The sequence below is a fragment of the Mesorhizobium sp. M1027 genome, assembly GCF_040318745.1.
GTDB lineage: Bacteria > Pseudomonadota > Alphaproteobacteria > Rhizobiales > Rhizobiaceae > Mesorhizobium.
The window spans coordinates 608,872-633,120 of record NZ_JAMYMW010000001.1; the positions used below are offsets into that span (position 1 = coordinate 608,872).

Here is a 24,249-nt window from a genome sequence, read left to right on the forward strand (position 1 = left end):
CATGTTGACCATCCGCAAACGCGACGCAAGCGGCCCTGCCAAGGAGCCCGACCACCAGCCGCGCATCGCGATCGGCGAGGAGGGCGGCGTTCTCGGCTGCGCTTTCTCGGGAACCTGGACGACGCGCACCGTGGCGCTGGTCGATGCCGAGATGCGCAAGATCGAGAAGCGCAGCGGCTTCAAGACGCTGGCGCTCGACCTTTCACAAATCGAGAAGATGGACACAGCCGGGGCGTGGCTGATCGACCGCCTGGTCAGCAGCTTCGAAAAGAAGGGCGTCGAGATCACGATGCAGGGGCAAAGCGAGATTGCCTCGATCCTGCTCGGCGCCGTCGGTGATGCGGTCCGACGCGAGCCCGAATCAGGTCCGGCAAAGCCGCCCAACTTCATCATTCGTGGGCTCGAGGCGGTTGGCCGGCGCGTTTATGAGATGCGCGACGATTTCCTGGCCGCAATGAATATCCTCGGCGCCACGATACGCGGCTCGCAGATGAAGCTTGGCCGTGGGCATGCCGTCAATATGGCGGCGATCTTCAACCAGATCGATCGCATGGGTGTCGGCGCCATACCGGTAGTCGTGCTGATGTCGGCCATCGTCGGTGCGATCGTCGCCCAGCAAGGCGCTTATCAGCTCAGCTATTTCGGCGCCGACATCTTCGTCGTCGACCTGGTCGGGGTGCTGATCCTGCGCGAGCTCGGCGTGCTGATGACGGCGATCATGATCGCCGGCCGCTCCGGCAGTGCGATCACCGCCGAGATCGGCTCGATGAAGATGCGCGAGGAGGTCGATGCTCTGAAGGTGATCGGTCTTAATCCAATCGGCGTGCTGGTGTTTCCGCGGCTGGTCGCGCTGGTCATCGCGCTGCCTTGCCTGACGATCGTCGCCAACTTTGCCGCGTTGGGCGGCGGCATTTTGGCTGCATGGCTCTACTCCGATATTGCACCGGCAGCGTTCATCGACCGGCTGCGTGTCGCAATCGACCTCAGCACCATCTTTGCCGGCCTGATCAAGGCGCCGTTCATGGCCATGATCATCGGCATAATCGCCTCGGTCGAGGGCATGAAGGTTGGCGGCAGCGCCGAATCGCTTGGCCAGCATGTGACCGCCTCAGTGGTGAAGTCGATCTTCGTGGTCATTATCCTCGACGGGCTTTTCGCCATGTTCTATGCAGCGATCGAGTTCTGAGATGGCGCTGCCGGGCACAAACACGACCAAGGTGGCGGCGAAAGCCAAAGAAGACGAGATCGTGCTGTCGGCGCACGACGTCACGGTGTCGTTCGCCGATCAGGTCGTTCTCGACAAATTATCGCTCGATATCTGGCGCGGGGAGATTCTCGGCTTCGTCGGTGCCTCCGGTGCCGGCAAATCTGTTCTCTTGCGCACCATCCTTGGCTTGACGCGCAAGCAATCGGGAACAATCAAACTGTTCGGGGTCGACGTCGAGAGGGCAACCGAAAGGGAGCGCCTTCGCATCGACATGCGGCTTGGCGTGCTGTTCCAGCATGGTGCGCTGTTTTCGGCGCTGACCGTCCTCGAAAACGTCCAGGTGCCGATGCGCGAATATCTCGATTTGCCGAAGAAGCTGATGGACGAACTTGCCATGCTCAAGGTCGAGTTGGTGGGATTGCCGCCGGATGCGGCGCAGAAATTCCCCTCCGAGCTCTCCGGCGGCATGATTAAGCGTGCTGCGCTGGCGCGCGCTCTGGCGCTCGATCCGGATATCGTCTTCCTCGACGAACCGACTTCCGGGCTCGATCCGATCAGCGCGGCTGAGTTCGACGAATTGGTCGTCAAACTGCGCGATACGATGGATTTGACCGTGTATATGGTCACGCACGATCTCGACACGCTGTTTACCGCGTGCGACCGCGTGGCGGTGCTCGGCAACAAGAAAGTGCTGGTCGAGGGCACGATCGACGACATGCTCAGGAGCGAGGAACCCTGGGTAAAATCCTATTTCCGCGGAAAACGCGCCCGGCAACTTGATCTTGCGGCGCGCGCATAGCCATAAGTGAGCAATGGAAACCAGGGCCAACTACGTCATTGTCGGCATTTTCACGCTGGCCGCGATCCTCGCGGCTTTCGCTTTCGTCTATTGGACGGCGGCAATCGGCGAAAAGGGTGAGACGACGGTGCTGCGCGTGCGCATTCCAGGCTCCGCTTCGGGGCTCGGCCGTGGCAGCTTCGTGCTGTTCAATGGCGTCAAAGTCGGCGACGTGCGCCGTGTCTATATCGACGTCGACAATCCGACCGCTGCTATCGCCGACACCGAAATAGACCGGAATACGCCTATCACCAAGTCGACGCAGGCCGATATCGGGCTTGCCGGCCTCACCGGCCAGGCCAACATCGAGCTCAAGGGCGCCGACCCCAAAGAGCCAAAACTTCTCGACGAGGCGGAAAAGGAAGGCCGTGTCGCCGAGATCGTTGCCAACCCGTCGGCGGTCACCAATCTGCTACAGACGGCGCAGAACATCTTCACCCGCGCCGACAAGGTCCTTTCGGAGCTCGAAGGCTTCACCAAGGATGTTCGCGGGCCGCTGACGCAGACCGTCAACAATGTCCAGACCTTCTCCGATGCACTGGCCAGGAATGCGGACGGCGTCGACAAGTTCCTGGCCAGCGTCAGCTCGCTGGCGGACGAACTGAAGGGTGTTTCGGGCAAACTCGACGGCACCCTGAAGGCGGCGGAAGGGCTACTCAACGCCGTCGACAAGGACCAGATCAAGAGCATCGTCGCCAATGTCGACACGGTCACTTCCAACCTCAAGGAAACCAGCAAGCAGTTCGACACGGTCATCAAGAACGTGGACACCGCGGTAGGCTCGATCAACGAGTTCGCCCAGAAGACGCAAGGCACGCTGGCCAAGGTCGACGGCGTTCTCGACGGCATCGATCCGGCTGAGGTTCGCACCGCGCTGGCCAATATCCAGAAGGCCAGCGAAAACGCCAACGAGGCTGCCGCCGACATCGCCAAGGTGACCAACAAGTTCGCCAACCGGGCCGACGACATCGACGAAACCATCAAAGACGCGCACCAGCTCGCAGGACGCCTCAACGATGCCTCGGTGCGAGTCGACGGTATCCTTGCCAAGGTCGACAAACTGCTCGGCTCCGGTCAGGCCGACGGCGTCATGGCCGATGCCAGGGCGACGCTCAAATCGTTCAAGCAGGTCGCCGACACGTTGAACGCCCGCCTCGGCACCATCACCGACAATCTGGCGCGGTTCTCGGGACAGGGGCTGCAAAACGTCGAATCGCTGGTCCAGGACAGCCGTCGTTCGATCAACCGCATCGAAGAGGCGGTGACCGACCTCAGCCGCAATCCACAGCGGATCCTGTCCGGCGGCGAGGGTGAGGTCCGGCAGTTCGACGGCAGGGTGCGCCGTTGACTTCGGCCTGCGCCCACCGCAAGAACATAGCTTGCGGATGCGCGTTGTTTCCACGATCCGGGGGGGATCGCGTTTGAAGTCGATCAGTTCAGGCAGCGTCAGATCGAGTGGGTTCAAGGCCGGAGCGGCACTGCTGGCGCTTTCGCTCGCCGGCTGCGCGGCGCTGGGCGGCAAGCCGGCGCCGCTGGATACGTTCGAGCTTTCGGCGCCGTCGCTGGAAGCGCGTGCCCACAGCCGTCGCCAGATCCTCATCGCTCAGCCATCGGCGCTCAAGGCGCTGGACAGCCAGAACATCGTCATTAAGCCATCGCCGCGATCGATCCAGTATCTCAAGGGCGCGCAATGGGCCGACCGGCTGCCGATGATCGTACAGGCGCGGCTGGCAGAGACGTTCCAGCGCTCGGGCAGCTTCACCGGCGTCGGCAAGCCAGGCGAGGGGCTGGCGATCGACTATCAGGTGATCGTCGAGATCCGCTCGTTCGAGGTGCGTGTCGACGGTGGCGAACATGCCGAGGTCGAGCTGTTCGTGCGCCTGTTGAACGATCGCAACGGTGAAGTGCGCGCTTCGAAGACGTTTAGCGCCATCGCGCCCGTTTCGGGCAATGGCAACCAGGCCTATGTCGGCGCGCTCGATGCCGCGTTCGGCGATGCGGCAGGGCAAATCGTCCGCTGGACGGACACCGTGATCTGAACCGGGCTACTGCTGTGAGGCGGCTGGAGACCGAAGCAGCTCACGGAGCGTATTCGACAAGCGTATGATCTTCGCCCGCGAGTTCATCGTTGATGATTGAGGCTATGGTTTCCCAATCACCTCCAGCCAGCCCTGCGCCAATTTTCGGGTAGCCGATTCTTTTGCCCGCGAATTTACCTTTGACGGCCTGCATGACTTTTCGAATTGCCTGGTAGTCGGCTTTCACGCCTTTGCCCTGCCAATGGAACTGAGTGTAGCCGTTGACAACATGGAAAATGCGGCTGCCTCGCTTGATTTCGGCAACGGATATGCTTCCCAGCTTGGCTGGGTCAACCTTCAATGTCGCGCAATCCGCAGCATATGCTTCGGGAAAACGCTGCTTTATGGAAAGAGCAATTCCTTTGCCCATCTGGCACTGGCAGTTGCATCCATGCACAATGACATCGAACGTTCCGTCGAGCGCAAGCTGAAGCAGATCACCGCGAATTGTCTGCATTGCCACGAGATACCGGCCTCTGCTCTGGGCGCAAACATCCGACCAAATCAGGAGATTTGCGGACTATCTTTTTCAGTATCGGGTCTAAGCAGAAAGGGCAGAGTGCCCTTTCTGTTTTCCTGTCGCCCGCTTAGTGCAGGCGGCCGCTGGCGTGGGCCAGCATGGTGTAGACCTTGCCGGTATCCGACGTCAGGTAGGTCTGCGCCATGATGTTGTCGCGGTCGTTGCGCGACACGTCCTTGAGCAGCTTTTCGAAATCATCGCAGTAACGATCGACAGCAGCGCGGAACTCCGCCTCCGACTGATATTTGCGGCGGATCTCATCGAACGTCTGCTGGCCCTTCAGCGTGTAAAGACGCCGTGTGAAGACGTCGCGCTCGCCGCGCCGGTAGCGGTTCCACAGCTCGATCGAGGCATCGTGATCGATGGCGCGGGCGATATCGACGGAGAGCGAGTTCAGCGATTCCACGACATGAAGCGGCGAACGCGCAGCGGGAGCCGGGCGCGGCGCTTCGGCAGGCGCTGCCGGCTTGGCGTCGTCTTCGCGCGATGCACCGGTCAGGAGGTCACGCACCCAACCGCCCTGCGGCGTACGGCCGTTGGGGTCGCGCTGGCGCGGCGCTTGGTCTGCGGGACGTTCGAGGTCGAGCGTACCGCGCAGCGCCGTCTCGCCCGAAGGCGCCTGCGGTGCACGGCGCTGTTCGGGAGCCGGAGCCGGGCGACGTGGCGGTTCGGCGGGGCGTGCGGCAAGCGCTTGCGGCGTCGGACGCAGGTTGCGCTGTTCCGAACTGTCGGTGCTGCGGCCAGATTTGGCAACGATTTCAGAAAGTTCCTTCAGCGCGTTGATCTGCTCGGAAACGGCACGGCGGATAGCCGTGGTTGATTCCTTTGCCTCTTCCGGCATCTCGATGACGCCTTTCTTAAGCTCGGCCCGGGTGAGGTCGAGCTCGCTCTTGATCGAGCCGGCGGTACGCCGCATCTCCTCGGTCGCATCGGCAAAGCGCTTGGTTGCCGAATCGACCACTTCGGAAATCGCGGTACGGATCTTGTCGGCGGATTCCAGCGTCTTGCCTTCGGCGTTCTGCAGCGTCTGGCCGACCAGATTCTCGAACGAGCGCATGACCCTTTCGAGATCTTCCGATTTCTTGACAAGGCCGACGGCGAGGTCCTCCAGCGACGATTGCCTTTCGAGCGTGTGCTCGAGATTGCTCTGGGCCGAGCTCAACAGGTCCGAGGCACTGGAAAGCAACCGGCTGTGCTCGTCGAACTTGGTGGCGATGGAAGCAACCTCGCGCAAGGTCGAGGACGACAGCTCGGTGAGCCGCGTCGTGTTCGAATCGACCAGGCGCGCCGAACTGGCGAAGGTCTGCGCGGTCTTTTCCGTGGTCGCTGCGAAGCTTTGCGTGCTCCCGGTCAGGCGTTCTTCAACCTGGCCGAGATTGCCCGCCGCCTGCTCGATCAATTGACCGAGCTGCGAGCTGGAGGTGGTCATGCGGCCGATGAGGTCGGCAACGCTGTCGGCAAGCGTCGAGCGCGCGCCTTCGACGGCCGACAGGGTTTCTGCCGTGCGGCTGGCGAGGGCGTCGACGAGGGCGGCGTTTTGAGTGCGCAGCTTCTCGGTCGCACGTTCTGTGACCTCTTCCATGCTCTTTTGCAGCTCGGAGCCGCCCTGGGCAAAGCGCTCGACCAGAGGCCGTGCCGTCTCGTCCAGGATTTTCGATATTTCGGCCGAACGTGCCGCAAGCATCGTATTGAGCTCGCGAGTATTGGCACCGATGGTCTTTGCAGCGTCATTGGTGCTCTGGCCGATATGCTGGCCGACCGCGGTGAAGGTTTCGGCGATCGTGTTGGCACGCGAGACCAACTGCGCCTCGGCGTTCGCGACCTGCTCGTTGAGCTTTTGGCCCATTGTCTCGGCGGAGTAGGCGAGGCGGTTCTCGACGCCGGCGACCTGCTCCTCGACGCGGGCCGCTGTGGCAGCCGCACTCGATGCCAGGCGTTCGTCGGCACCGGCAAGCACCTGCTCGATTTCACGGGCATGGACGGCGAGTTCCTGGCCAGTCTGTCTGGCGCGCTCGGCAACCCGCTGCTCGGTGCTGGTGAAGGCGCCGACAATGGTGTCGGCATGTTCGCCGATGGCGGTGCTGCTGTCGGCGATACGGGATAGCAGGCGATGATCCGCCTCCTCGAAGATGCGGCCGATCTCGGACGCACGGGCCGAAAGTGCTTCGGAGCCTTCGGCAATGCGCGAAATAAGTTGCTGGTCGGCGGCATCGAAAATGCGACCTAGATCCGACGCGCGTGCCGCAAGCGCTTCGGCGGATTCGCCGATGCGCACGCCCAGCCGCTCGTCGGCCGTTTCGAAATTGCGCAGGATGTCGCCGGCACGTGCCGCCAGCGACTGGGCCGTTTCGATGGCGCGAGAGACCAGCCTGTGGTCCGCCGCGTCGAAGGTGCCGGCAATCTCACTTGCTCTGGCTGCCAGCTGATCGGCCGTTTCCTGGGCGCGCGCGAGCAAGGTGTTCGACGTGTCGTCGACGCGGGCAATCAGTGCGCTCGACGTATCCTCGGCGCGCGCGGCAAGGCGACGGTCCGCCTCTTCAAAGGTGCGGGCGATGTCCTCCGCCCTGGCGAGCAGGGCAGCGGAGGTCTGCTCGGCGCGCTCGGCGATCTTGCGGTCGGCATCGCTGAATGCCGCGCCCGCCTGCTCATGCAGCGCGCTGGTGACTTCCAGGACCTTCTCGCGCAGCGCCCCGGCGACGAAGACCGCGCTTTTTTCGAGCACACTGCGAACGTTGTCGACACCCGTCGACAGCGCCCGCTCCATGGTGCTGGCGCGCTCCTCGATGATGCCTGTCTGCCGGCTGAACGCCTGCTCGATCTTTTCTACGTCGGCAGCGATTGCATCGGAGATGTCGGTGCTCCTGGCGGCGATCTGGTCGATATGGCCGGACAGCGAACGGTCGACATCCTTGCGCGTTTCGGCGAGCCTGGAGAGATCGTCCTGCAATGCGCGGGTCAGCATGTCGCGGCCCTCGCTCAGCTTGCCGACATGACCGGCGACGATCTCGTCGACCTCGCTGCGGCTCATTGCAAGCCTCTCCAGGTCGGCTTCCAACGCGCGCCTGAGGATGTCGCGGCCTTCCGCCAGTTTCTCCACCTGGCCGGCAACCAGCCCATCGATGCTCGAACGGCTTTCGGCCAGCTTGGCGAGATCGTCCTCGAGCGCCTTCGACAGGGTCGAGCGGTCCTGGACGAGCTTCTCTGCGTGGGTTGCGACAAGGCTGTTGACGTTGCCGAGATCGGCTTCCAACGCACGCGAAAACTGCGCGCGATTATCGGTCAATAGCTGCGACTGATCGGCGATGGCGCCCCTGATCGTGTTGAGATCGGCCTCCAAGGCGCGCTTGAGGATATCGCGGCCTTCGGCCAGTTTCTCGACCTGGCCGGAAACCAGTCCGTCGATGCTCGAGCGGCTTTCGGCCAGCTTGGCAAGATCGTCTTCCAAGGCGCGCTTGAGGATGTCGCGACCCTCGGCCAGCTTCTCGACCTGGCCGGCGACCAACCCGTCGATGCTCGAACGGCTCTCTGCCAGCCTGGCAAGATCGTCCTCGAGCGCTTTCGAGAGGGCCGAACGCTCTTCGGTAAGCTTGTTCATATGTTCGGAGACGACGCCCCGCACGGTCTCGAGATCGGTCTCCAGTGCCCGCGACAGCTGACCACGGTCTTCCGCCAGCTTTTCGGACTGGCTGGCGATGACGCCCTTGACAGTGCTCAGATCGGCTTCGAGCGCACGCTTGAGGATGTCGCGGCCCTCTGCCAGCTTTTCGACCTGGCCGGCAACCATCACATCGATGCTCGAGCGGCTTTCGGCCAACTTGGCGAGATCGTCTTCGAGCGCCTTCGAAAGGGTCGAACGGTCTTCGGCAAGCTTGTTCATGTGATCGGAGACAACGCCCCGCACAGCCTCCAGGTCGCTCTCCAGCGCCCGTGACAACTGGCCACGGTCTTCCGCCAGCTTTTCAGACTGGCTGGCGATGACGCCCTTGATCGCGTTCAGGTCCGATTCGAGCGCGCGCTTGAGGATGTCGCGGCCTTCCGCCAGCTTCTCGACCTGGCCGGCAACCAGCCCATCGATGCTCGACCGGCTTTCGGCCAGCTTGGCAAGATCGTCCTCAAGCGTCTTCGAAAGCAGGCTGCGGTCATCGGCGAGCCTGCCAGAATGATCAGCGATCAGACTCCTGATGTCGGAGAGGTCGTTATCGAGTGACTGGGAAAGGCCGCTGCGGTCTTGCGCCAATTTCGCCGAATGCGCCTCGATGAGGCCATTGATGCCGGCGATGTCGGCTTCCAGCGCACTGGCGAGTATGGCGCGACCCTCGGCGATCTTTTCGACCTGACCGGCGACGAGGCCGTCGATGGCGGCGCGATTCTCTGCCAACTTGCCGAGGTCGGCCTCGAGCGCGCGCGAAAGGATGCTGCGGCCTTCGGCGAGCTTGCCGACGTGCCCGGCAACCATTTCATCAATTATCGTACGAGCTTGCACGAGTTTTCCGGAGTCTTCGTTCAGGGCCTGGGCCAGCCTGTTGCGACCCTCTTCAAGGCTTTCGAGATGGCTGCCCAGTGAAGCGTCGATCGCTGCGCGCGATTCGTTGACCTTGCGCAGATCCTCCTCAAGGGCGCGCGAGATAAGGCTGCGGCCTTCGGCAAGCTTCTGCACCTGGTTGGCCACCGCTGCGTCGATTTCGGCGCGACCCTCGGCGAATTTCGCCAGATCGGCCTGCATTGCCGCCGCCATCCGGTCGCGGCTTTCGGAAAGCTTGCGGCTATGGTTTTCAACGGCTTCCTCTATGCCGGCGCGAGCATCGGCAAGCCGCTGGATGTCCGTGTCGAACGAACGCGATACGACATGGCGTGCCGCTTCCATGCGCCCGGCGAAATCGCCGGCGCGGGCTTCAAGCATGGTCGAGGTCGATGAAATGATGTCGGCCATGTCGGCACCGATCTGGGTCTTGCCCTGATCGATCATTGCCGACAGCGTCTCCTTGCTATCCTGGAAGGTGTGGGCGATTTCGCGCGCGCGCTCGACCAGCGTCTCGTTGATCTGGCGTGCGCGAGCCTCCAGCGCGGCGTTGAGCTTCTGCGTGCCGGTGTCGAGCGCCTCGGCGCGGGTCTGGAACTCGCTGATCAGCGCCTGGCCACGTTCGGCAAGCGTCCGCTCAATGCCGTTGAGGCTGGCTTCGAATTCCGAATTGAGTGTGCGGGCGGCGCCGCCGAGCAGCGACACCATGCCGCTTGTGCGGTCGTCGAGCAGGTCGGTCAGCGACCGCGTCAGGCCATCGGTGGTGTCCGTCAGCTTGGCGATGCGGGTGTCGAGCAGGCTGGCGAAGGCCTCGCCCGACGTCGACAGCCGATCGGTGATCGATTCGAGCCGGCCTTCCACCGAATCGAAGATCGACATCGAGCTTCCGTTGATCCTGTCGATCAGCGTGTCGCCGGATTCGTTGATCGTCATCGACAGCTTGGTCGAGGCATTGAGAATGCTGTCGCGAATGATATCGCTGGCGGCGTTGATCTCGTCTTTCAGTGTCTCGTGGGCGCCGGTGATCGAAGCGCGCACGCGCTCGGCATGGGTGACGACTGCTTCGCGCTCGCTGCCCAGCCCATCGACCAGCGAGCGGATGCGGGACTCGTTCTCTGAATAGGAGCGCTCGATCTGGTTCACCTCGCTGTGAACCAGCGTTTCGAGCTCGACGGCACGCGCAAGCGTGCGTTCGATGCCTTCGCCCATGGCTGCCACCTCGCGGCGAACCGCTTGGCCGATCATCATGACGCGATCCTGGGCAAGATTTTCCGGCTCGGCCAGACGGAAGGCCACCTCGGTCATCGACTGCGCGGCAAGGCGCATCTCCTGAGCGCGGCGAATCATCACTGCGAATGCCCAGAACAGGATGACAGGCACGATTGCCGCGACCGCCAGGCCGATCAGCTCGGGACGGGCGAAAAACTGATCGAAGGTGCGGATGTTCCAGATGCCAGGTCCGAACAACAGGTTCGCAAGGCCGCCAGCACCGGCGATCCAGGCAAGCGACACGAAAGCCACGACCCAATAGATCGTGTTCGAGGCGCGCCGATTGAGGGTGTGCAGGAGCGTCTTATAGTCTTTTTGACGATCGTCGTTGGCCGGCGAGAAAGCTGCCGGCTGCGAGCCATTGCGCGTTGCGACGGGACGCAACTCAGCTGGCTTGGCCTTTGGCGCGGAATTTGCGTTCTGGCTTTGATTGGCGGCTGGTGCCGCGTTCTGGGTCTGGTCCGGCGCAGGCGGTTCGTTCTGGCTGCGACCTTCGCGCGCCAGCTCGTCGGCGGCTTGCGATATTTGCGCTTCCAGATCTTCCATGGATGCCGCCATGTCGAAGTCGCCGCCGGCATCGCCGCTCAGGTCGATATCGAGTGCCTTTTCGAGTTCCCTGGCTACGTCGCTGTCGAGCGTTCTTGTCGTCGTTGGTTTCTTCGCCATGCCTTCGCTACCCTGTACAAGCTGCGGCGGGACTTATGGTTCTGCTTATTGATTCTGCCTAGCGTGTCCCGCGCAGGAGGCTGAAAATGGACCTGTCGTATCGTAATGACACAGCCGGGTAAAGAAAACATGCATTCCGCCCGATACGTAAAACTTTAAATATAAGGTTAACACAGCCGTGATTCCGGCGCCGTTATCGCGACATTTTTCCGGGGCAATCATTAACCCGTTGTCCACCGGATACGCCTATTTTTTGCGGCGGTCGAAGAACGGAGTCTCAAAGTGATACGTGGCGAAAACGGCATTGCCTTCTCGATGCCCGGCGGCGATGTGTCGGGGACAGCCGGGGCGCGGCCGATCGACCTGGCGCATCTTGCGCGCCAGACGATGGGCGATCGGAGCCTCGAGCAGGAGGTGCTGGCTCTGTTCGTGCAGCAGGCGCTGTCGGTGCGCGACAAGATCGTCGATGCGGATGTCGGGCAGCGGCTGCTATTGGCACACGGGCTCAAAGGCTCGGCGCGCGGGGTCGGCGCCTTCGCCATCGCCGATTGCGCCAGTGCGATCGAATGCCGGCCCGAAGACGCCGGCACGCTGAAGCGGCTTGGCTCGCTGATCGAAGAAGTGCGCGATTTCGTCGCCGCCATCAGCCGATAGCACTTATTCCCGAAACGCCACACAGCGGCGCTTTGGCGCCGCAGTTGACTTGTCCGGCAGAGTGATTATGTCGGCTCAGACTCCCTTCAGGTGACAAATGACCAAGCTGACCTTCATCGCCCATGACGGCACGCGTTTTGACGTGGATGCCGAAAACGGCTCGACCGTCATGGAAAATGCGATCCGCAATGCGGTGCCGGGAATAGAAGCGGAATGCGGCGGCGCCTGCGCCTGCGCGACCTGCCATGTTTATGTCGACGAAGCCTGGACGGCGGAGGTCGGCGAGCCGGAAGCCATGGAAGAGGACATGCTGGATTTCGCCTACGACGTCCAGCCGAATTCGCGGCTGTCATGCCAGATCAAGGTGCGCGACGCCCTCGACGGGCTGGTCGTGCGCGTGCCGGCCCGCCAGGGCTGAAGCCGATTTTTGCCGCTGCCGCTTGGCAGCGGACCAATGGTCATGCAGTGTCGCGCCGTTTTCCCATAAAGGCGCATGCTTCATGACCGCTATCATCAAGACAGACGTACTCATTGTCGGGGCAGGGCCTGTCGGCCTGTTTGCGGTATTCGAGCTCGGCCTCTTCGACATGAAGTGCCATCTGATCGACATACTCGACCGGCCCGGCGGGCAATGCGCCGAACTCTACCCGGAAAAGCCGATCTACGACATTCCGGGCTGGCCCTCGATCTCGGCGCAAGGTCTGGTCGACAAGCTGCTTGAGCAGATCGCGCCGTTCAAGCCCGAATTCACCTATAACCGCATGGTTTCGGGCCTGGAAAGACTGGAGGACGGCAGCTTCCGCGTCACTACCGACGAAAACGAGGTGTTCGAAGCCAAAATCGTCGTGATCGCCGCTGGCGGCGGCTCTTTCCAGCCGAAGCGGCCGCCGATCCCGGGCATCGAACCCTATGAAGGCAAGAGTGTGTTCTACTCGGTGCGCCGGATGGAGGACTTTCGCGGCCATGACCTCGTCATCGTCGGCGGCGGCGATTCGGCGCTCGACTGGACGCTGAATCTGCAGCCGGTGGCCAAGAGCGTGACACTGGTGCACCGGCGGCCCGAATTCCGTGCAGCGCCCGACAGCGTCAACAAGATGTATGCCATGCAGGAGATGAAGCAGCTGGAATTCCAGGTTGGACAGGTGACTGGCCTGACCGGTGCCGACGGCCAGCTCGCGTCCGCCATCATCAAGGGGCCGGAGGGCGATATCGAAGTACCGTGTACGCGGATGCTGCCATTCTTCGGCCTGACGATGAAGCTCGGCCCAATCGCCGAATGGGGCCTCAACCTTCACGAGAACCTGATCCCGGTCGACACCGAAAAATTCCAGACTTCGGTGCCTGGCATCTTCGCCGTCGGCGACATCAACTGGTATCCCGGCAAGTTGAAGCTGATCCTGTCGGGCTTCCATGAGGTCGCCTTGATGGCGCAAGCAGCCAAGCGCATCGTCAGCCCCGGCGAGCGCATTGTGTTCCAGTATACGACCTCGTCGACCAGCTTGCAGAAGAAGCTCGGCGTGGTCGACTGAACCTCGCTGTATTTTCGTCGGGCCGGTCTACTCCGCCAACGCTGGGGCCACAGCCTCGGCATGGCCGCGAAGCGTTTTTTCCGGCATCAGCCAGAGCGTGATGAACGACAACAGCAAGGTTGCGGCCGCTGCAAGAAAGATCATCACGAACGGCACGGCCGAGGCAACATGGCCGGCCGGCTGCGTGCCTTCGCTGGCCAGCGGCAGGCCGTAGCCAAGGGCGACGGCACCAAGCATGGCGACGCCAAGCGCACTGCCCAGCGAGCGGAGGAAGGTGAGAACGCCGGTCGCCACGCCAAGGTGCATACGATCGACGGCGTTCTGGACCGAGACAGTGGCAACCGGAAAGGTCGTGCCTGTGCCCAGGCCTACGCAGGTCGTCAACACCTCGACGAGCAACAGTGAGGCATGCCCGGCGACCAGGCTGAGCACGCCGAGGCACAGGATCGAGAAAACCGTTCCGATCATGGCAATGCGTTTATAGTGGAAAAAGCGCGGGATCATTCGCGCGCTGAAGGTCGCACCGGCCACCGTGCCGAGCATCAGCCCAAGCAACGCGGTGCCCGATTCGCTGACCGACAGGCCGACGACCGATTGCAGGTAGACCGGCAGATAGACCGACAAGCCGACATTGGCGGCCTGCAGCAGGAACATCGACAGCGTCCCGGCGAGAACGATCGGATTGCCGAGCACTTCGAGCGAGATCAGCGGTTCGGCCGCACGCAGCAGCCTCAGCGCGAACGCGCTCCAGAACACCGCTGAGCAGAAGAGCAGTCCAAGGATTTCAGGCGACAGCCAGGGAAACTCGCTGCCGCCCCAGTTCAAGGCAAGCAGCAGCAGCGAGGTGGCCGCGACCAGAAGCAGCGCGCCGAGGCCGTCGATGCGGTGATGTTTTGCGGCGATCGGCAGCTTCTTGAGCGGGTTGTTGATGATCGCCATCGCCAGCAGGCCGAGCGGAATGTTGATCCAGAAGATCAGCGACCAATGCAGATGTTCGGCGAAGGTGCCGCCGAGCAGCGGCCCGGCGATGCTGGCGACGGCCCAGGTGCCCGAGATCCAGGCGGCGTAGCGAGCCCGCTCGCGCGGCGGCACGAGGTCGCCGATCACGGTCTGCGTCAGGGCGAACAGCCCGCCGCCGCCGGCGCCCTGGATCGCCCGACCGACAACCAGGACCAGCATGTTGGGGGCGGTGGCGCTGACCAGCGAGCCGGCGAGAAAGATCAGGATTGCAGCATAGACGGTCGGCCGGCGACCATAAATGTCGGAGATCTTGCCGTAGAGCGGCGCCACGGCGGTCGCGGTCAGAAGATAGCCGGTCACGATCCACGGCAGATACTCGGCATGCCCGAGCAGACGTGCCATCGTCGGCATCGCCGGCGCGACGATGGTCTGGTCGAGCGCTGCCAGCAGCATCGACAAAAGCACGCCGCCGATGATGGCGTTTTTCTCGGTTTCGGTCAGCGGCGTGCTGGTTTCCACCATCGCTTGCTTGTCGATAGCCTGGTCCATATCCATTCATCCCATTACGCTTGGGTGCACGTCCGCGAGGCGCTGGACTGCGTCGAGTGTACAGATTGGCCGTGTTCTCGTGCCTTTGAGATGAGCCCTGCGAACTCGATATATGTCGTTCGCTATAGGCCGATTTCGACAGCGGCTCGAAAGTTTTTCGAAGCTGGCACCATGTTTCGGCAAAATTGGCTTTGTCCGACGACGCGGAGTTCAGCCGGGAGCGAGTCGGCCGTTCTCAATGCGCTCGATGCGGTAATTCAAGAGCCGCAGGATGCGGCTTTGGAAATTGACGCTTTCCACACGATCGAAGCGCATCTGCTCCTGGTCGTGCTTGGCGAGCATGGCCGCCGTTATTTTTGCGGCCTTGGCCTTGGCCAGTTCGCAGGTCTTTTCCGGGTAGCTCGCCTTCAAGGCGTCTTCGAGTTCGCGGCCATGGTTCTTGGCAATCTCGACGTGGCGTTCCTCATGGCGCTTGATGTCGGCGGACAACGTATCCCAGAACAGCCTGACGCCTGCATCGGCTTTGCGCGGGCGGCGCCACTGCGGAAGGATCACCTTGACCTTGACGGTGACGACAGCGTCGGCAATCCAGCACGAGCCCGGCTTTTGCGCATAGCTGACGCGGGTGGTGAACGCCATCTGGGTAGCGCCTGGATGCCGCGACCCGGTGCTTTTCACCCGAGGCCCGAGTTTCGACAGCTGGGTCTCGATGTCGTCGAGTGTCCTGCCGCCGATCGGGAAATAACTATATGTCTTGACGAGAGTTGCAGCGCTGGCCGGGAATGCGGTCAGGGCGAGCATCAGGGCGCAAAGGAAGGATCGTTTCATCGTGTTGCCTCTTTGCCCACCTTGCTTTACCGCCGTCTCCGGCGCAACGGAATTGATCCCCGGCCACGCCGCGGGATCGGACATGGTTGATGGGCAATGATGACAGGGCGATGGCAGTTAGCCCACGGACGCCATCTCGACATTGGTGGCAAGGCCGTGGTCGTCGGCATCCTCAACATCACGCCGGACAGTTTTTCCGACGGCGGCCTGTTCGATGCGCCTGAAAGAGCAGTTGACCAGGCGCGCCGCATGGTCGGGGAGGGGGCCTCCGTCATCGACATCGGCGGAGAATCGACACGTCCCGGGGCGTCTGCGATCTCCGCAAAGGAAGAGCAGGCTCGCATATTGCCGGTCATCGAGGCGCTCGCGACGTCTGGCGGAACGCTGATCTCGGTCGATACCTATCGCGAGGATACGGCCCGGCTCGCCGTCCAGGCCGGCGCACATATCGTCAATGACGTCTGGGGCCTGCAGCGCGAACCGGGCATTGCCCGCGTCGCGGCCGAAACCGGCGCCGGGCTTGTCATCATGCACACGGGACGGGATCGACAGAAACTGCCTGACGTGATTGCCGATCAGCTCTTCTTCCTCAGGAAGTCGCTGGAAATTGCGCGACGGAGCGGTGTTGCCGACGACCATATCGTGCTCGACCCGGGCTTCGGCTTCGCCAAGGAGACGGCCGCTGAAAATCTTGACCTGATGGCACGGTTTTCCGAGCTTCGTGCGCTGGGTTTTCCACTGATGGCCGGCACATCGCGAAAGCGCTTTATCGGCACCGTCACCGGCCGCGACGCAGCCGCAAGGGGCGCCGGAACCGCGGCCACCAGCGTCATCCTGAGGCTCAAAGGCGCGCATCTTTTTCGTGTCCACGATGTCGCAATCAACGTGGATGCGTTGGCCATTGCCGATGCTATGCTGGCGCGTGAGATCGGGGAAAGCTGAGCCATGTATGTCATCCGCATGAAAAACTGCGCCTTCTTCGCTCGGCACGGTGTGCTGGACGAAGAAGAGACGCTCGGCCAGCGCTTTTATGTCGATGCGGCACTCACGGTGGATCCCGGGCGGGCGCTGGTCGAGGATTCCATCGAGGACACCGTCAATTACGGCATCGCTTTTGCGGTCATCGAGAAGATCATTACAGGCGAGCGGCGCTTTCTGATTGAAGCGCTGGCGCTCGAAGTGGCGAGGGCGCTGACGGCGCGGTTTCCGCAGATCAAAAAGGCCGAGATCACCGTGCGCAAGCCGAATGCCCCGGTGCCGGGTGTGCTCGATCATGTCGAGGTGACCGTTGTCTGGCCAGAATAATACCGTCTATCTCAGTCTCGGCGGCAATCTTGGTGATCCGGCGAGGTCGATGGCTGCGGCACTGGGCATTCTGGATGCCGACGAGAGCACGCGCGTCGTTGCCGTTTCATCGCTCTACCGCACGCCGCCCTGGGGCAAGCTCGATCAGCCGGATTTCCTCAATGCGGCGGCCGAAATCTCGACCGCGCTCGCACCGCGAGACTTGCTGGATCTCTGCCTTGATGCCGAGCGAAAACTGAAGCGGGTGCGCGAGGAGCGCTGGGGGCCGCGCCTGATCGACATCGACATTCTCGTGTTCGGCGACCGCGTTATCCACGAGACCGGGCTGGAGGTGCCGCATCCGCGCATGCTGGAGCGCGCCTTCGTGCTGGCACCGCTGGCAGAAATTGCGTCGGAGCTTGTGGTCGACGGCAAGAGCGTGTCGGAGCGGCTGGCCGCCGTCGACACATCGGGCATTGAACGGCTGCCCTCAGGCCGGGATTGGTGGAAGGCCTGAGGCTGCCGCCATCGGTGCCCGAAATCAGCCGGAAAACCCACCTCCGTCGAGGAACATTTGTTCGTCCGTTGTCGTCTCGCGGCCAAGCATCCTGTTTCGGTGGGGAAAACGGCCGAAGCGCTGGATGATGTCGCGATGCTCGATCGCATATTTCAGGTAGGACGGAGCCTTGGCGGCGGTAAGCTCCACCGATTTGAGCTGATCGGCGAGGTCCTCCGAATGCTCATAAGGCAGATAGAGAAAGACGCGGAGTTCCTCGTCGAGCGCCAGGTCATGGCCGGCAGCGATCGCCTTCCCGGCGAAATGCCGCGCCAGCGGGTCCGTGGCGTACATGTGGCCGGTGCCGCGAAAGCAGTTTCGCGGAAACTGGTCGAGGAGGATGATCAGTGCCAGAGACCCTTCGGCGTGTTCAGACCAGCCGTCGCATTCGCGGCCGGCGGCGGCGAAGTGCAGATCGAAAAACCGGGTGCGGAAGTCGGCATCAAAGGCGTCGTTTTTCTCGAACCATGCCTCCTCCCCGGCGTCGCGCCAGAATCTGGTGACGGAGAGAGCGCGCTCGTCCAGTTCGTTCATCATTCGCGTCATTCCAAGGTTTAATCGGCCGGTTCGGATTTCTGCAGCACGCCGGCGGTCTCTTCGTTGAGCGCCTGGCCCGCGCGTCGTGGCGTGCTGAGCGGCGTCGGAATGGGGGTGCCGATATTGCCTTTGAGAAAGCGTCGCCCGGCGCGGATGCCTTCGGCCAGCTGAAGTTCGAAACGGGCAGTGTCGCGGCGACGGACATCCTCGATGACCTCGGCGACCTCTTCTGGGTCGACGCCAAGGGCTTCCAGTGTCGAGCCGCCGAAGACAAGCGCCGATTCGAAGGTCTCGCGGAGCTGGTAGTCGACGCCGGCACGAATGAGCTGCAACGCCGTACCGCGGTCGAAAGCCCGTGCCAGCACCGTCAGCAAGGGAAACTCCGCCTTGATCAGTTCGGCGATGCGCACGGCGGCATCGGGCTTGTCGACGCAGATCAGCACTGCGCGTGCCCGCCCGGCTCCCGCGGCACGCAGGATGTCCAGCCGCGTGCCGTCGCCATAATAGACCTTGAAGCCGAAATCGGCTGCCGCCTGGATCATTTCGACCTCATTGTCGATGATCGATACGTCGATGCCGCGCAACAAAAGCGGCTGGCTGGCGATCTGGCCGAACCGGCCAAAGCCGATGATCAGCACGCTGCCGGTCAGGCCGTTGGCGACATCGACGCCTTCAAGCGACTGCTCGTCGCGCGGCGTCAGATACCGCAGGGCTATAATTGCCAACGGCGTCAGCACCATGGAAATGATGACGATAGCGGTCAGCATCGCATTGGCCTGGCTATCGATGATCCCGACTGCCGCTGCTGCGGAATAGAGGACGAAGGCGAATTCGCCGCCTTGCGCCATAAAGACCGCGCGCTCGAGCGCTTCCCGGTGGCCGGTTTTGAGAAGGCGGGCGACGATATAGATGCCGATCGCCTTCATCATCATGTAGGCGACGACATAGATGGCAATGAGCTGCCAGTTGACGACGACCACATGCAGGTCGAGTGACATGCCAACAGCAAGGAAGAACAGCCCGAGCAGAATGCCGCGGAACGGTTCGATGTCGGCCTCCAGTTGGTGGCGGAAGGTCGATTCCGACAAGAGTACACCGGCCAGGAAGGCGCCCATCGCCATCGACAGGCCGGAAAGCTGCATGGCGAGCGCCGATCCGAGAACGACCAGAAGGGCGGCTGCGGTCATCACCTCGCGGGCGCGCGCATCCGCCAGGATACGGAAGAACGGATTGAGCAGATAGCGTCCTGCAAGCACCAGCCCGACGATCGCGGCAAGGCCGATACCGACCTCCGTCAACCGATCCGACAGGCTCATATCGGCACCGCCCGGCGCGAGGAAGGCGATCAGCGCCAGCAGCGGCACGATGGCCAGGTCTTCCAAAAGCAGGACCGAAACGATGCGCTGGCCCTTTGGCGTGGCCAGTTCGCCGCGTTCTTCCAGCAATTGCATGACGATGGCCGTCGAGGTGAGCACGAAACCGGCGCCGGCGACGAAGGATTGCGCGATAGGAAAACCTCCCGCCAGCCCGACGCCGGTCAGCAGGACCGCGCAGACGCCGACCTGCAGCGCGCCAAGCCCGAAAATCTCGCGGCGCAGGCCCCACAGCCGTGACGGCTGCATCTCCAGTCCGATGATGAACAGGAACATGACGACGCCGAGTTCGGCGACATGAAGAATGGCTTCAGATTCGGAAAAGATGCGCAGCCCAAACGGGCCGATCACGACGCCGGCCGTCAAATAGCCGAGGATGGAGCCAAGTCCCATGCGCCTGAAGATCGGCACCGCAACGACGCCGGCGGCAAGCAGCGCCACCACCTGGATCAGATCGCTGTTCGATGCCTCTGCCGCCATGCCTGCCGTTCCGCTCTCTTGCAACAAGCGGCCAAGATAGGGGCTTCGGAGCGGATCGAACAGTGCGAATCCGGTGCGTCGTGGAAGCGATATTGCAGGCGCACTGCACAGGATAATGAGCCTCCGGGCGTCGCTTGTTCCAGCGATCCGGCGCTAAGGACGCCCGGCTTCGGCCAGTGGAGGGCGAGCGACGATCAAGTCGCGGCCCTTTTTTGAGGAGATGACTGACATGAAGACCTTTTTGCTGGTTGCCGTTGGTATCGCGGCACTTGCCGGCTCCGCCTGTTCCAAGGCACCGGAGTGCACGACCGAGATGCTGACCAAGAAGGCTCAGGACATGACTGCAGCGCTTCAGGCTGCAATTACCAACGATCCGGCCAAGGCTGCCGATCTCACAGCCAAGGTCCAGGCGGTCACAACCAAGTATCCGGGTGGCACAGCAGTGGCTGACGCCTGCAAGGCCTATGACGAGCTGACTGCGGCGATCAAAGGCTGAGCGCCCATTGCATGTCAAAAGGGCGGCGCCGTTTGGCTGCCGCCTTTTTCATGCCGGAGGCTCAGTTCGGAGCGATGGAGCCAACTTCTACCCCATCGACCCGTTTCAACTTCATCCCGATGACCGGGACCAGTTGCTGGTCGACGCGCACGGCAACGGTCACCGTCATCGAATTGTCGTCTGGGACAAGCGCCTGCATTACGCCGCGCAACTGATTGCGATTGATGGTGAAAACAACCTTGTGCGCATCGACGACATTGCCACCGATAATGTCGAGGCCGGACCCGGCGGCGCCGCCCATGAAGCTGCCCTTGTAGCCTTGGCGGCCCTTGTGCTCGATCGTTGCCGACATCTGCTGGGTGAACATGCCGACCCGGCAGCCGCCGTCGAGCGACATGCCGACTTTGCCGTCAGGCGTCGAGCCGGTGAAGCTGCAGGTGAATTTCGTGCCCTTGTATTTGCCGGCGACGATTTCTCCGGGGCCGACCCATTTGCCTTCGACCGATCGAAAGAACTGCTTGTCCGGTTCCGCCCCCGTAGCCCTTCCGGCAATGCCGACGGTTGCGACAAGCGCGAGCGCCACGGGCAGCCCGCTGGACAGAATAACGCTTTTCATCGACGACACCCGGCAACAAAGAGACTGGTTTGGACGCTTCCGACCATGAACAAGATTGGTTAATGCTTTGTCACCCCAAGGCAATAGTCACGTTCCGGAAACGGATGTTTCTTTTTCTTTCTTTGCTGCAAAGGACGTCAGCGCGGAGAGGAAATCGCCTAATCCAGGCCGCCTGACCGCGTAAAAGGGCAGGGGCCTTGCGGTTTCCATCGCTGCAATGCCGATGCGCGCCGTCATCATGCCGTTGACGACGCCTTCGCCGAGCTTTGCCGACAGCCGGGCCGCAAGGCCGTGGCCGACGATCTGTTGGACGAAACTGTCGCCGACGGCGATCGACCCGGTGACCGCGAGATGGGCGAGAACGCTGCGCGCCAGGCGAAAGAAGCCAAGCGTGCCCGGGCGGCCGCCATAGAGCTCCGACAGTCGCCGAATCAGCCGCCCGGCTTCGAATACGACATAGGCGACGTCGACCAGCGCGCGCGGGCTGACCGCGGTCACCAGGGACACACGCTTTGCCGCCTCGAGGATCATCACCTTCGCGCGGGCGTCGAGCGGGCCGAGGATCTCGGTCTCGGCCAGGCGCACCAGATTGCCGCCGTCAATGATCTCGCCGCGCAATTTGGCCAGCGAGCGCCTGCCGGCCGCGGTTTCGGGCTTGGCCGAGACAAAGACCGACAACTCGTCGACCACGGCTCGGGCGGTCTTCGGATCGTCACGGGCAATCGCATCGAGCGCCCGCTTCTGCAACTTTTCGACCTCGGCAAGCCGGGCAATCGCCATGAACTCGCGCACGAGGATGATCAGAAGCGCCAGGATGGCGATCGCGGCCATGCCGGCGGCCAGCCAGCCCAGCCACTCGGCGCGCTCGAACAGGTCGCGAATCAGCTGGTCGGTCCAGAGGCCGACGGCGAGCGAAACCAGAACGCCCAGCGCGCCGAAGAACAGGCTGCCAAGCAGCGAACGTTTTCGCGGCGCAATCGCCGGCGGCGGCTCGGCAGCGACGATATCAGGCTCGTCGAAGACGTCGATCTCCGCCGGTGTGACCACAGCTAGATCCGCCTTCACGGTACGCGGCTTTCGCGCCGGCGCGGCCTCGGACGCAGCATGGCGAGCCGTCGAATCTTCCTTCTGCTGGGGCTCCGGCTCGATGCGAAAGGCCGCCGGTCTGCGGGGCGCACTCATGCGAGATGATCTCCGATCAGGAACTGCAGCGCGCGGTCGAGCCTGATATGTGGCAGCGACAGCGTGACGCCCTCGGCGGTGCGCTCGAGCTTCGGCGGGCGAAAGCGCACGAAGCGGATTGCGGGGTCGTCATTGTTCTGCCGGCGGATCGATTCGGCAACGTCGAACAACGCATCAACTTTCTCCGGCAAGTCTCCGGGAAATATGGCTGTTTCGGTCTTTCCGTCAAAGGTTTCGCCGTTGATTTTTTCGCCACGCAATGGCGTGCCGATAATGACCGGCAAAGTCTCGCGGCCCTGCTTGACCGTGCCTTCACGGGTCGCGCGCATGGCCGCCATGGCGACGACGTCGACGTCGGCTCCGGTGAAATTCGCCCGCGCCACGGCGCGGTCGGCTAGCCGCCGCACGATGGCCTGCAGGCGGTCGTGGCTTTCGTGGTGCAGGTGGTCGGCCTTGGTCGCGGCCACCAATATGCGGTCGATGCGCCTCGAAAACAGGTCGGTCAGGAGGTTGCCCCGGCCGGGCCGGAAACAGGACAGGATTTCGGTGACCGCGCGCTCCAGATCGGCCATCGCGCCGGGGCCCGCATTCAATGCCTGCAATGCGTCGATGAGCACGATCTGGCGGTCGAGACGCGTGATGTGTTCGCGAAAGAACGGTTTAACGACATGCGTCTTGTAAGCCTCGTAGCGCCGCTCCATCATAGCCTGCAGCGATCCCGAGCGGGAGCGCCGGCCGTCCAGATTCGGCAGCGGCGCGAAGGTGAGAGCGGGCGAGCCTTCAAGATCGCCGGGCATCAGAAAGCGGCCGGGCGGCAAGGTCGAAAGCGCCCGCTCATCGAGCTTGCAGGCCTTGAGATAGGCCGCGAAGCTCTCGGCGAGACGGCGCGCCGTCATCTCGTCGGCGTCGGCGTTGGGGTCGACCGGATTGGAGAGCGCCCGCCATTCCCGCGAAAGATCGACACGCACCGGCAACACGGCCATCTCGAAGGCCTCACGCGAAAAATCGGCGTAGGACTTGCCGAGCAGCGGCAGGTCGAGCAGCCATTCGCCGGGATAATCGACGATGTCGACCGACAATTTGCCGGCGGAAAACATGCGGCTCCAGCCAGAGGCCGATTCGTATTCGATGGTGAGCCTCAGTTCGGAAATCGCACGCGTCGAATCCGGCCAGACGCGCTCGTCGACAAGAGCCGCGATGTGATCCTCGTACTGGAAGCGTGGTACGGCGTCGTCCGGCTGCTCTTCGAGAAAAGCCCGGGCGATGCGCCCCGATTTTTGTGCCTCAAACAGCGGCAAGCGTCCACCATGGACCAGATTGTGTACAAGGGCCGAGATGAACACCGTCTTGCCGGCGCGGGACAGCCCGGTCACGCCAAGCCGCAGCGACGGAGCGAAAAGCCCGGCAGCGCGGCCTGACAACGTATCCAAGGCAATCTTGGCCTCGTCGGTAAAAGTCGTCAGCGATGATGCCAAATCTGTTCTCGCGGGCCGGTCAGGCTCCGATATAGGCTTTGATGCGCGGCTTTGAAATGGCCTCAGATATCCGCAGGCGTCAGGAAGGCTTCGAGATAGCCGGTGCCTGGCGCAGCCTCGGCAAGTCCGCCGTTGAACCGGACCACGGCAAGTGCGGAGGTCGGGAAGCCGTGGTTCAGCATGGCCCGCGCGGTCTCGTTGCCGTCGCCCGACAGCGCCATGGCGAGATCCCCAATCATCGGCTTGTGACCGATGACGAGCAAGGCATCCAGCCCGCCATTTTGCCGGATGGCAGTGAGGTACGCCGCGGCATCGTCGCTGTAGAAGGTGTCACAGAACAGCACCCGGCCCGTGTTGGTATGGCCAGCCAAGCTTTCCAGCGTCTGGCGGGCGCGCTTGGCGCTTGAGCAAAGGGTGAGGGCCGGTGCGTATTTGCGGGAACGCATCAGCACGCCCATCGCTTCGGCGTCGGCGAAGCCGGATGGATCGAGCGGGCGGTCGAAGTCAGTCACGCCAGGCAGCGCCCAGCCGGCCTTCGCATGCCTCAGCAGGTAAAGTTTGGTCACGAAACCCCCGATATGTCGGGTACCGACCGGTCAAATGCGGCCGCAGGAATTAGCCATCAGAAGCGCT

At 62.7% G+C, this 24,249-nt stretch carries 21 protein-coding genes; 11 read left to right on the forward strand and 10 right to left on the reverse strand.

Features of this window, described 5'->3' with window-relative positions:
- Position 1: 1 nt before the first annotated feature.
- Genes NKH50_RS02880 through NKH50_RS02895 form a run of 4 tightly spaced genes read left to right on the forward strand, consistent with a single transcriptional unit; the run spans position 2 to position 4,084 of the window.
- Positions 2–1,186: an ABC transporter permease gene (locus NKH50_RS02880; RefSeq protein ID WP_352742600.1), complete on the forward strand. Its 1,185-nt coding sequence runs from the start codon at positions 2–4 to the stop codon at positions 1,184–1,186.
- Between the two features lies 1 nt (position 1,187).
- Positions 1,188–2,006 (forward strand): ABC transporter ATP-binding protein, encoded by an 819-nt coding sequence (locus NKH50_RS02885; RefSeq protein ID WP_352593549.1) that lies wholly within the window; start codon positions 1,188–1,190, stop codon positions 2,004–2,006.
- A gap of 13 nt (positions 2,007–2,019) precedes the next feature.
- Entirely contained in the window at positions 2,020–3,393 is a 1,374-nt protein-coding gene (locus NKH50_RS02890; protein WP_023679998.1) for an MlaD family protein, read from the forward strand.
- A gap of 37 nt (positions 3,394–3,430) precedes the next feature.
- Positions 3,431–4,084 carry an ABC-type transport auxiliary lipoprotein family protein gene (locus NKH50_RS02895; RefSeq protein WP_051406244.1) on the forward strand — a complete coding sequence of 218 codons (654 nt, stop codon included), beginning with the start codon at positions 3,431–3,433 and terminating at the stop codon, positions 4,082–4,084.
- A gap of 40 nt (positions 4,085–4,124) precedes the next feature.
- Here the strand turns inward: NKH50_RS02895 and NKH50_RS02900 are convergent, their stop codons facing one another.
- Both NKH50_RS02900 and NKH50_RS02905 read right to left on the reverse strand, forming a co-directional pair.
- The gene (locus NKH50_RS02900) at positions 4,125–4,580 is read right to left on the reverse strand and encodes a macro domain-containing protein (protein WP_352876904.1); all 456 of its coding nucleotides are present in this window, start codon (positions 4,578–4,580) and stop codon (positions 4,125–4,127) included.
- A gap of 130 nt (positions 4,581–4,710) precedes the next feature.
- On the reverse strand, positions 4,711–11,097 hold the full coding sequence (locus NKH50_RS02905) for an apolipoprotein A-IV repeat region-like domain-containing protein (RefSeq protein ID WP_352876571.1): 6,387 nt from the start codon (positions 11,095–11,097) through the stop codon (positions 4,711–4,713).
- 285 nt (positions 11,098–11,382) lie between these two features.
- On the opposite strand from NKH50_RS02905, the gene NKH50_RS02910 reads away from it, so the two are divergent.
- The 3 genes from NKH50_RS02910 to NKH50_RS02920 all read left to right on the forward strand — a co-directional run bounded on the left by NKH50_RS02910 (position 11,383) and on the right by NKH50_RS02920 (position 13,280).
- Positions 11,383–11,751, forward strand: a complete 369-nt coding sequence (locus NKH50_RS02910) for an Hpt domain-containing protein (RefSeq protein ID WP_352507889.1) — start codon at positions 11,383–11,385, stop codon at positions 11,749–11,751.
- 97 nt (positions 11,752–11,848) lie between these two features.
- A complete protein-coding gene (locus NKH50_RS02915) occupies positions 11,849–12,169 on the forward strand; it encodes a 2Fe-2S iron-sulfur cluster-binding protein (protein ID WP_254817397.1) in 321 nt (106 codons plus the stop codon).
- 82 nt (positions 12,170–12,251) lie between these two features.
- Entirely contained in the window at positions 12,252–13,280 is a 1,029-nt protein-coding gene (locus NKH50_RS02920) for an NAD(P)/FAD-dependent oxidoreductase (protein ID WP_254817396.1), read from the forward strand.
- A 27-nt stretch (positions 13,281–13,307) separates the two neighbouring features.
- Here the strand turns inward: NKH50_RS02920 and NKH50_RS02925 are convergent, their stop codons facing one another.
- A complete protein-coding gene (locus NKH50_RS02925; RefSeq protein WP_352876575.1) occupies positions 13,308–14,789 on the reverse strand; it encodes an MDR family MFS transporter in 1,482 nt (493 codons plus the stop codon).
- Positions 14,790–14,999: 210 nt separating this feature from the next.
- Complete coding sequence (locus tag NKH50_RS02930; protein WP_254817394.1) at positions 15,000–15,617, reverse strand: DUF922 domain-containing Zn-dependent protease; 618 nt, start codon at positions 15,615–15,617, stop codon at positions 15,000–15,002.
- A 96-nt stretch (positions 15,618–15,713) separates the two neighbouring features.
- Between NKH50_RS02930 and folP the strand changes: the two genes are divergently transcribed.
- The 3 genes from folP to folK are packed head-to-tail and all read left to right on the forward strand — an operon-like array spanning position 15,714 to position 17,418.
- Entirely contained in the window at positions 15,714–16,559 is an 846-nt protein-coding gene (gene folP, locus NKH50_RS02935) for a dihydropteroate synthase (protein WP_352876578.1), read from the forward strand.
- Between the two features lie 3 nt (positions 16,560–16,562).
- Positions 16,563–16,922, forward strand: a complete 360-nt coding sequence (gene folB, locus NKH50_RS02940; RefSeq protein ID WP_023674838.1) for a dihydroneopterin aldolase — start codon at positions 16,563–16,565, stop codon at positions 16,920–16,922.
- Positions 16,906–17,418 carry a 2-amino-4-hydroxy-6-hydroxymethyldihydropteridine diphosphokinase gene (gene folK / locus NKH50_RS02945; protein ID WP_352736608.1) on the forward strand — a complete coding sequence of 171 codons (513 nt, stop codon included), beginning with the start codon at positions 16,906–16,908 and terminating at the stop codon, positions 17,416–17,418. Before folB ends, folK begins: the two co-directional genes overlap by 17 nt.
- A gap of 24 nt (positions 17,419–17,442) precedes the next feature.
- On the opposite strand, the gene NKH50_RS02950 is transcribed toward folK, so the two are convergent.
- Together NKH50_RS02950 and NKH50_RS02955 are read right to left on the reverse strand one after the other, a co-directional pair.
- The gene (locus NKH50_RS02950; RefSeq protein WP_502906829.1) at positions 17,443–17,994 is read right to left on the reverse strand and encodes a DUF924 family protein; all 552 of its coding nucleotides are present in this window, start codon (positions 17,992–17,994) and stop codon (positions 17,443–17,445) included.
- Positions 17,995–18,011: 17 nt separating this feature from the next.
- A complete protein-coding gene (locus tag NKH50_RS02955) occupies positions 18,012–19,847 on the reverse strand; it encodes a monovalent cation:proton antiporter-2 (CPA2) family protein (RefSeq protein WP_352876581.1) in 1,836 nt (611 codons plus the stop codon).
- 229 nt (positions 19,848–20,076) lie between these two features.
- On the opposite strand from NKH50_RS02955, the gene NKH50_RS02960 reads away from it, so the two are divergent.
- Complete coding sequence (locus tag NKH50_RS02960) at positions 20,077–20,343, forward strand: hypothetical protein (protein WP_352876584.1); 267 nt, start codon at positions 20,077–20,079, stop codon at positions 20,341–20,343.
- Positions 20,344–20,404: 61 nt separating this feature from the next.
- On the opposite strand, the gene NKH50_RS02965 is transcribed toward NKH50_RS02960, so the two are convergent.
- The 4 genes from NKH50_RS02965 to NKH50_RS02980 all read right to left on the reverse strand — a co-directional run bounded on the left by NKH50_RS02965 (position 20,405) and on the right by NKH50_RS02980 (position 24,182).
- A complete protein-coding gene (locus NKH50_RS02965) occupies positions 20,405–20,959 on the reverse strand; it encodes a hypothetical protein (protein ID WP_352705529.1) in 555 nt (184 codons plus the stop codon).
- 87 nt (positions 20,960–21,046) lie between these two features.
- A complete protein-coding gene (locus NKH50_RS02970; protein ID WP_352876587.1) occupies positions 21,047–22,141 on the reverse strand; it encodes a YcjF family protein in 1,095 nt (364 codons plus the stop codon).
- A complete protein-coding gene (locus NKH50_RS02975; protein ID WP_352705525.1) occupies positions 22,138–23,616 on the reverse strand; it encodes a YcjX family GTP-binding protein in 1,479 nt (492 codons plus the stop codon). Before NKH50_RS02975 ends, NKH50_RS02970 begins: the two co-directional genes overlap by 4 nt.
- A 62-nt stretch (positions 23,617–23,678) precedes the next feature.
- Complete coding sequence (locus NKH50_RS02980) at positions 23,679–24,182, reverse strand: SixA phosphatase family protein (RefSeq protein ID WP_352705523.1); 504 nt, start codon at positions 24,180–24,182, stop codon at positions 23,679–23,681.
- Positions 24,183–24,249 lie beyond the last annotated feature (67 nt).

What these genes read in the sequence shown, in the direction of transcription:
- NKH50_RS02880 (WP_352742600.1), top strand. Translation starts at nt 2, where the DNA reads ATGTTGACCATCCGCAAACGCGACGCAAGCGGCCCTGCCAAGGAGCCC.
- NKH50_RS02885 (WP_352593549.1), top strand. Translation starts at nt 1,188, where the DNA reads ATGGCGCTGCCGGGCACAAACACGACCAAGGTGGCGGCGAAAGCCAAA.
- NKH50_RS02890 (WP_023679998.1), top strand. Translation starts at nt 2,020, where the DNA reads ATGGAAACCAGGGCCAACTACGTCATTGTCGGCATTTTCACGCTGGCC.
- NKH50_RS02895 (WP_051406244.1), top strand. Translation starts at nt 3,431, where the DNA reads ATGCGCGTTGTTTCCACGATCCGGGGGGGATCGCGTTTGAAGTCGATC.
- NKH50_RS02900 (WP_352876904.1), bottom strand. Translation starts at nt 4,580, where the DNA reads ATGCAGACAATTCGCGGTGATCTGCTTCAGCTTGCGCTCGACGGAACG.
- NKH50_RS02905 (WP_352876571.1), bottom strand. Translation starts at nt 11,097, where the DNA reads ATGGCGAAGAAACCAACGACGACAAGAACGCTCGACAGCGACGTAGCC.
- NKH50_RS02915 (WP_254817397.1), top strand. Translation starts at nt 11,849, where the DNA reads ATGACCAAGCTGACCTTCATCGCCCATGACGGCACGCGTTTTGACGTG.
- NKH50_RS02920 (WP_254817396.1), top strand. Translation starts at nt 12,252, where the DNA reads ATGACCGCTATCATCAAGACAGACGTACTCATTGTCGGGGCAGGGCCT.
- NKH50_RS02925 (WP_352876575.1), bottom strand. Translation starts at nt 14,789, where the DNA reads ATGGACCAGGCTATCGACAAGCAAGCGATGGTGGAAACCAGCACGCCG.
- NKH50_RS02930 (WP_254817394.1), bottom strand. Translation starts at nt 15,617, where the DNA reads ATGAAACGATCCTTCCTTTGCGCCCTGATGCTCGCCCTGACCGCATTC.
- folP (WP_352876578.1), top strand. Translation starts at nt 15,714, where the DNA reads ATGATGACAGGGCGATGGCAGTTAGCCCACGGACGCCATCTCGACATT.
- folB (WP_023674838.1), top strand. Translation starts at nt 16,563, where the DNA reads ATGTATGTCATCCGCATGAAAAACTGCGCCTTCTTCGCTCGGCACGGT.
- NKH50_RS02950 (WP_502906829.1), bottom strand. Translation starts at nt 17,994, where the DNA reads ATGATGAACGAACTGGACGAGCGCGCTCTCTCCGTCACCAGATTCTGG.
- NKH50_RS02955 (WP_352876581.1), bottom strand. Translation starts at nt 19,847, where the DNA reads ATGGCGGCAGAGGCATCGAACAGCGATCTGATCCAGGTGGTGGCGCTG.
- NKH50_RS02960 (WP_352876584.1), top strand. Translation starts at nt 20,077, where the DNA reads ATGAAGACCTTTTTGCTGGTTGCCGTTGGTATCGCGGCACTTGCCGGC.
- NKH50_RS02965 (WP_352705529.1), bottom strand. Translation starts at nt 20,959, where the DNA reads ATGAAAAGCGTTATTCTGTCCAGCGGGCTGCCCGTGGCGCTCGCGCTT.
- NKH50_RS02970 (WP_352876587.1), bottom strand. Translation starts at nt 22,141, where the DNA reads ATGAGTGCGCCCCGCAGACCGGCGGCCTTTCGCATCGAGCCGGAGCCC.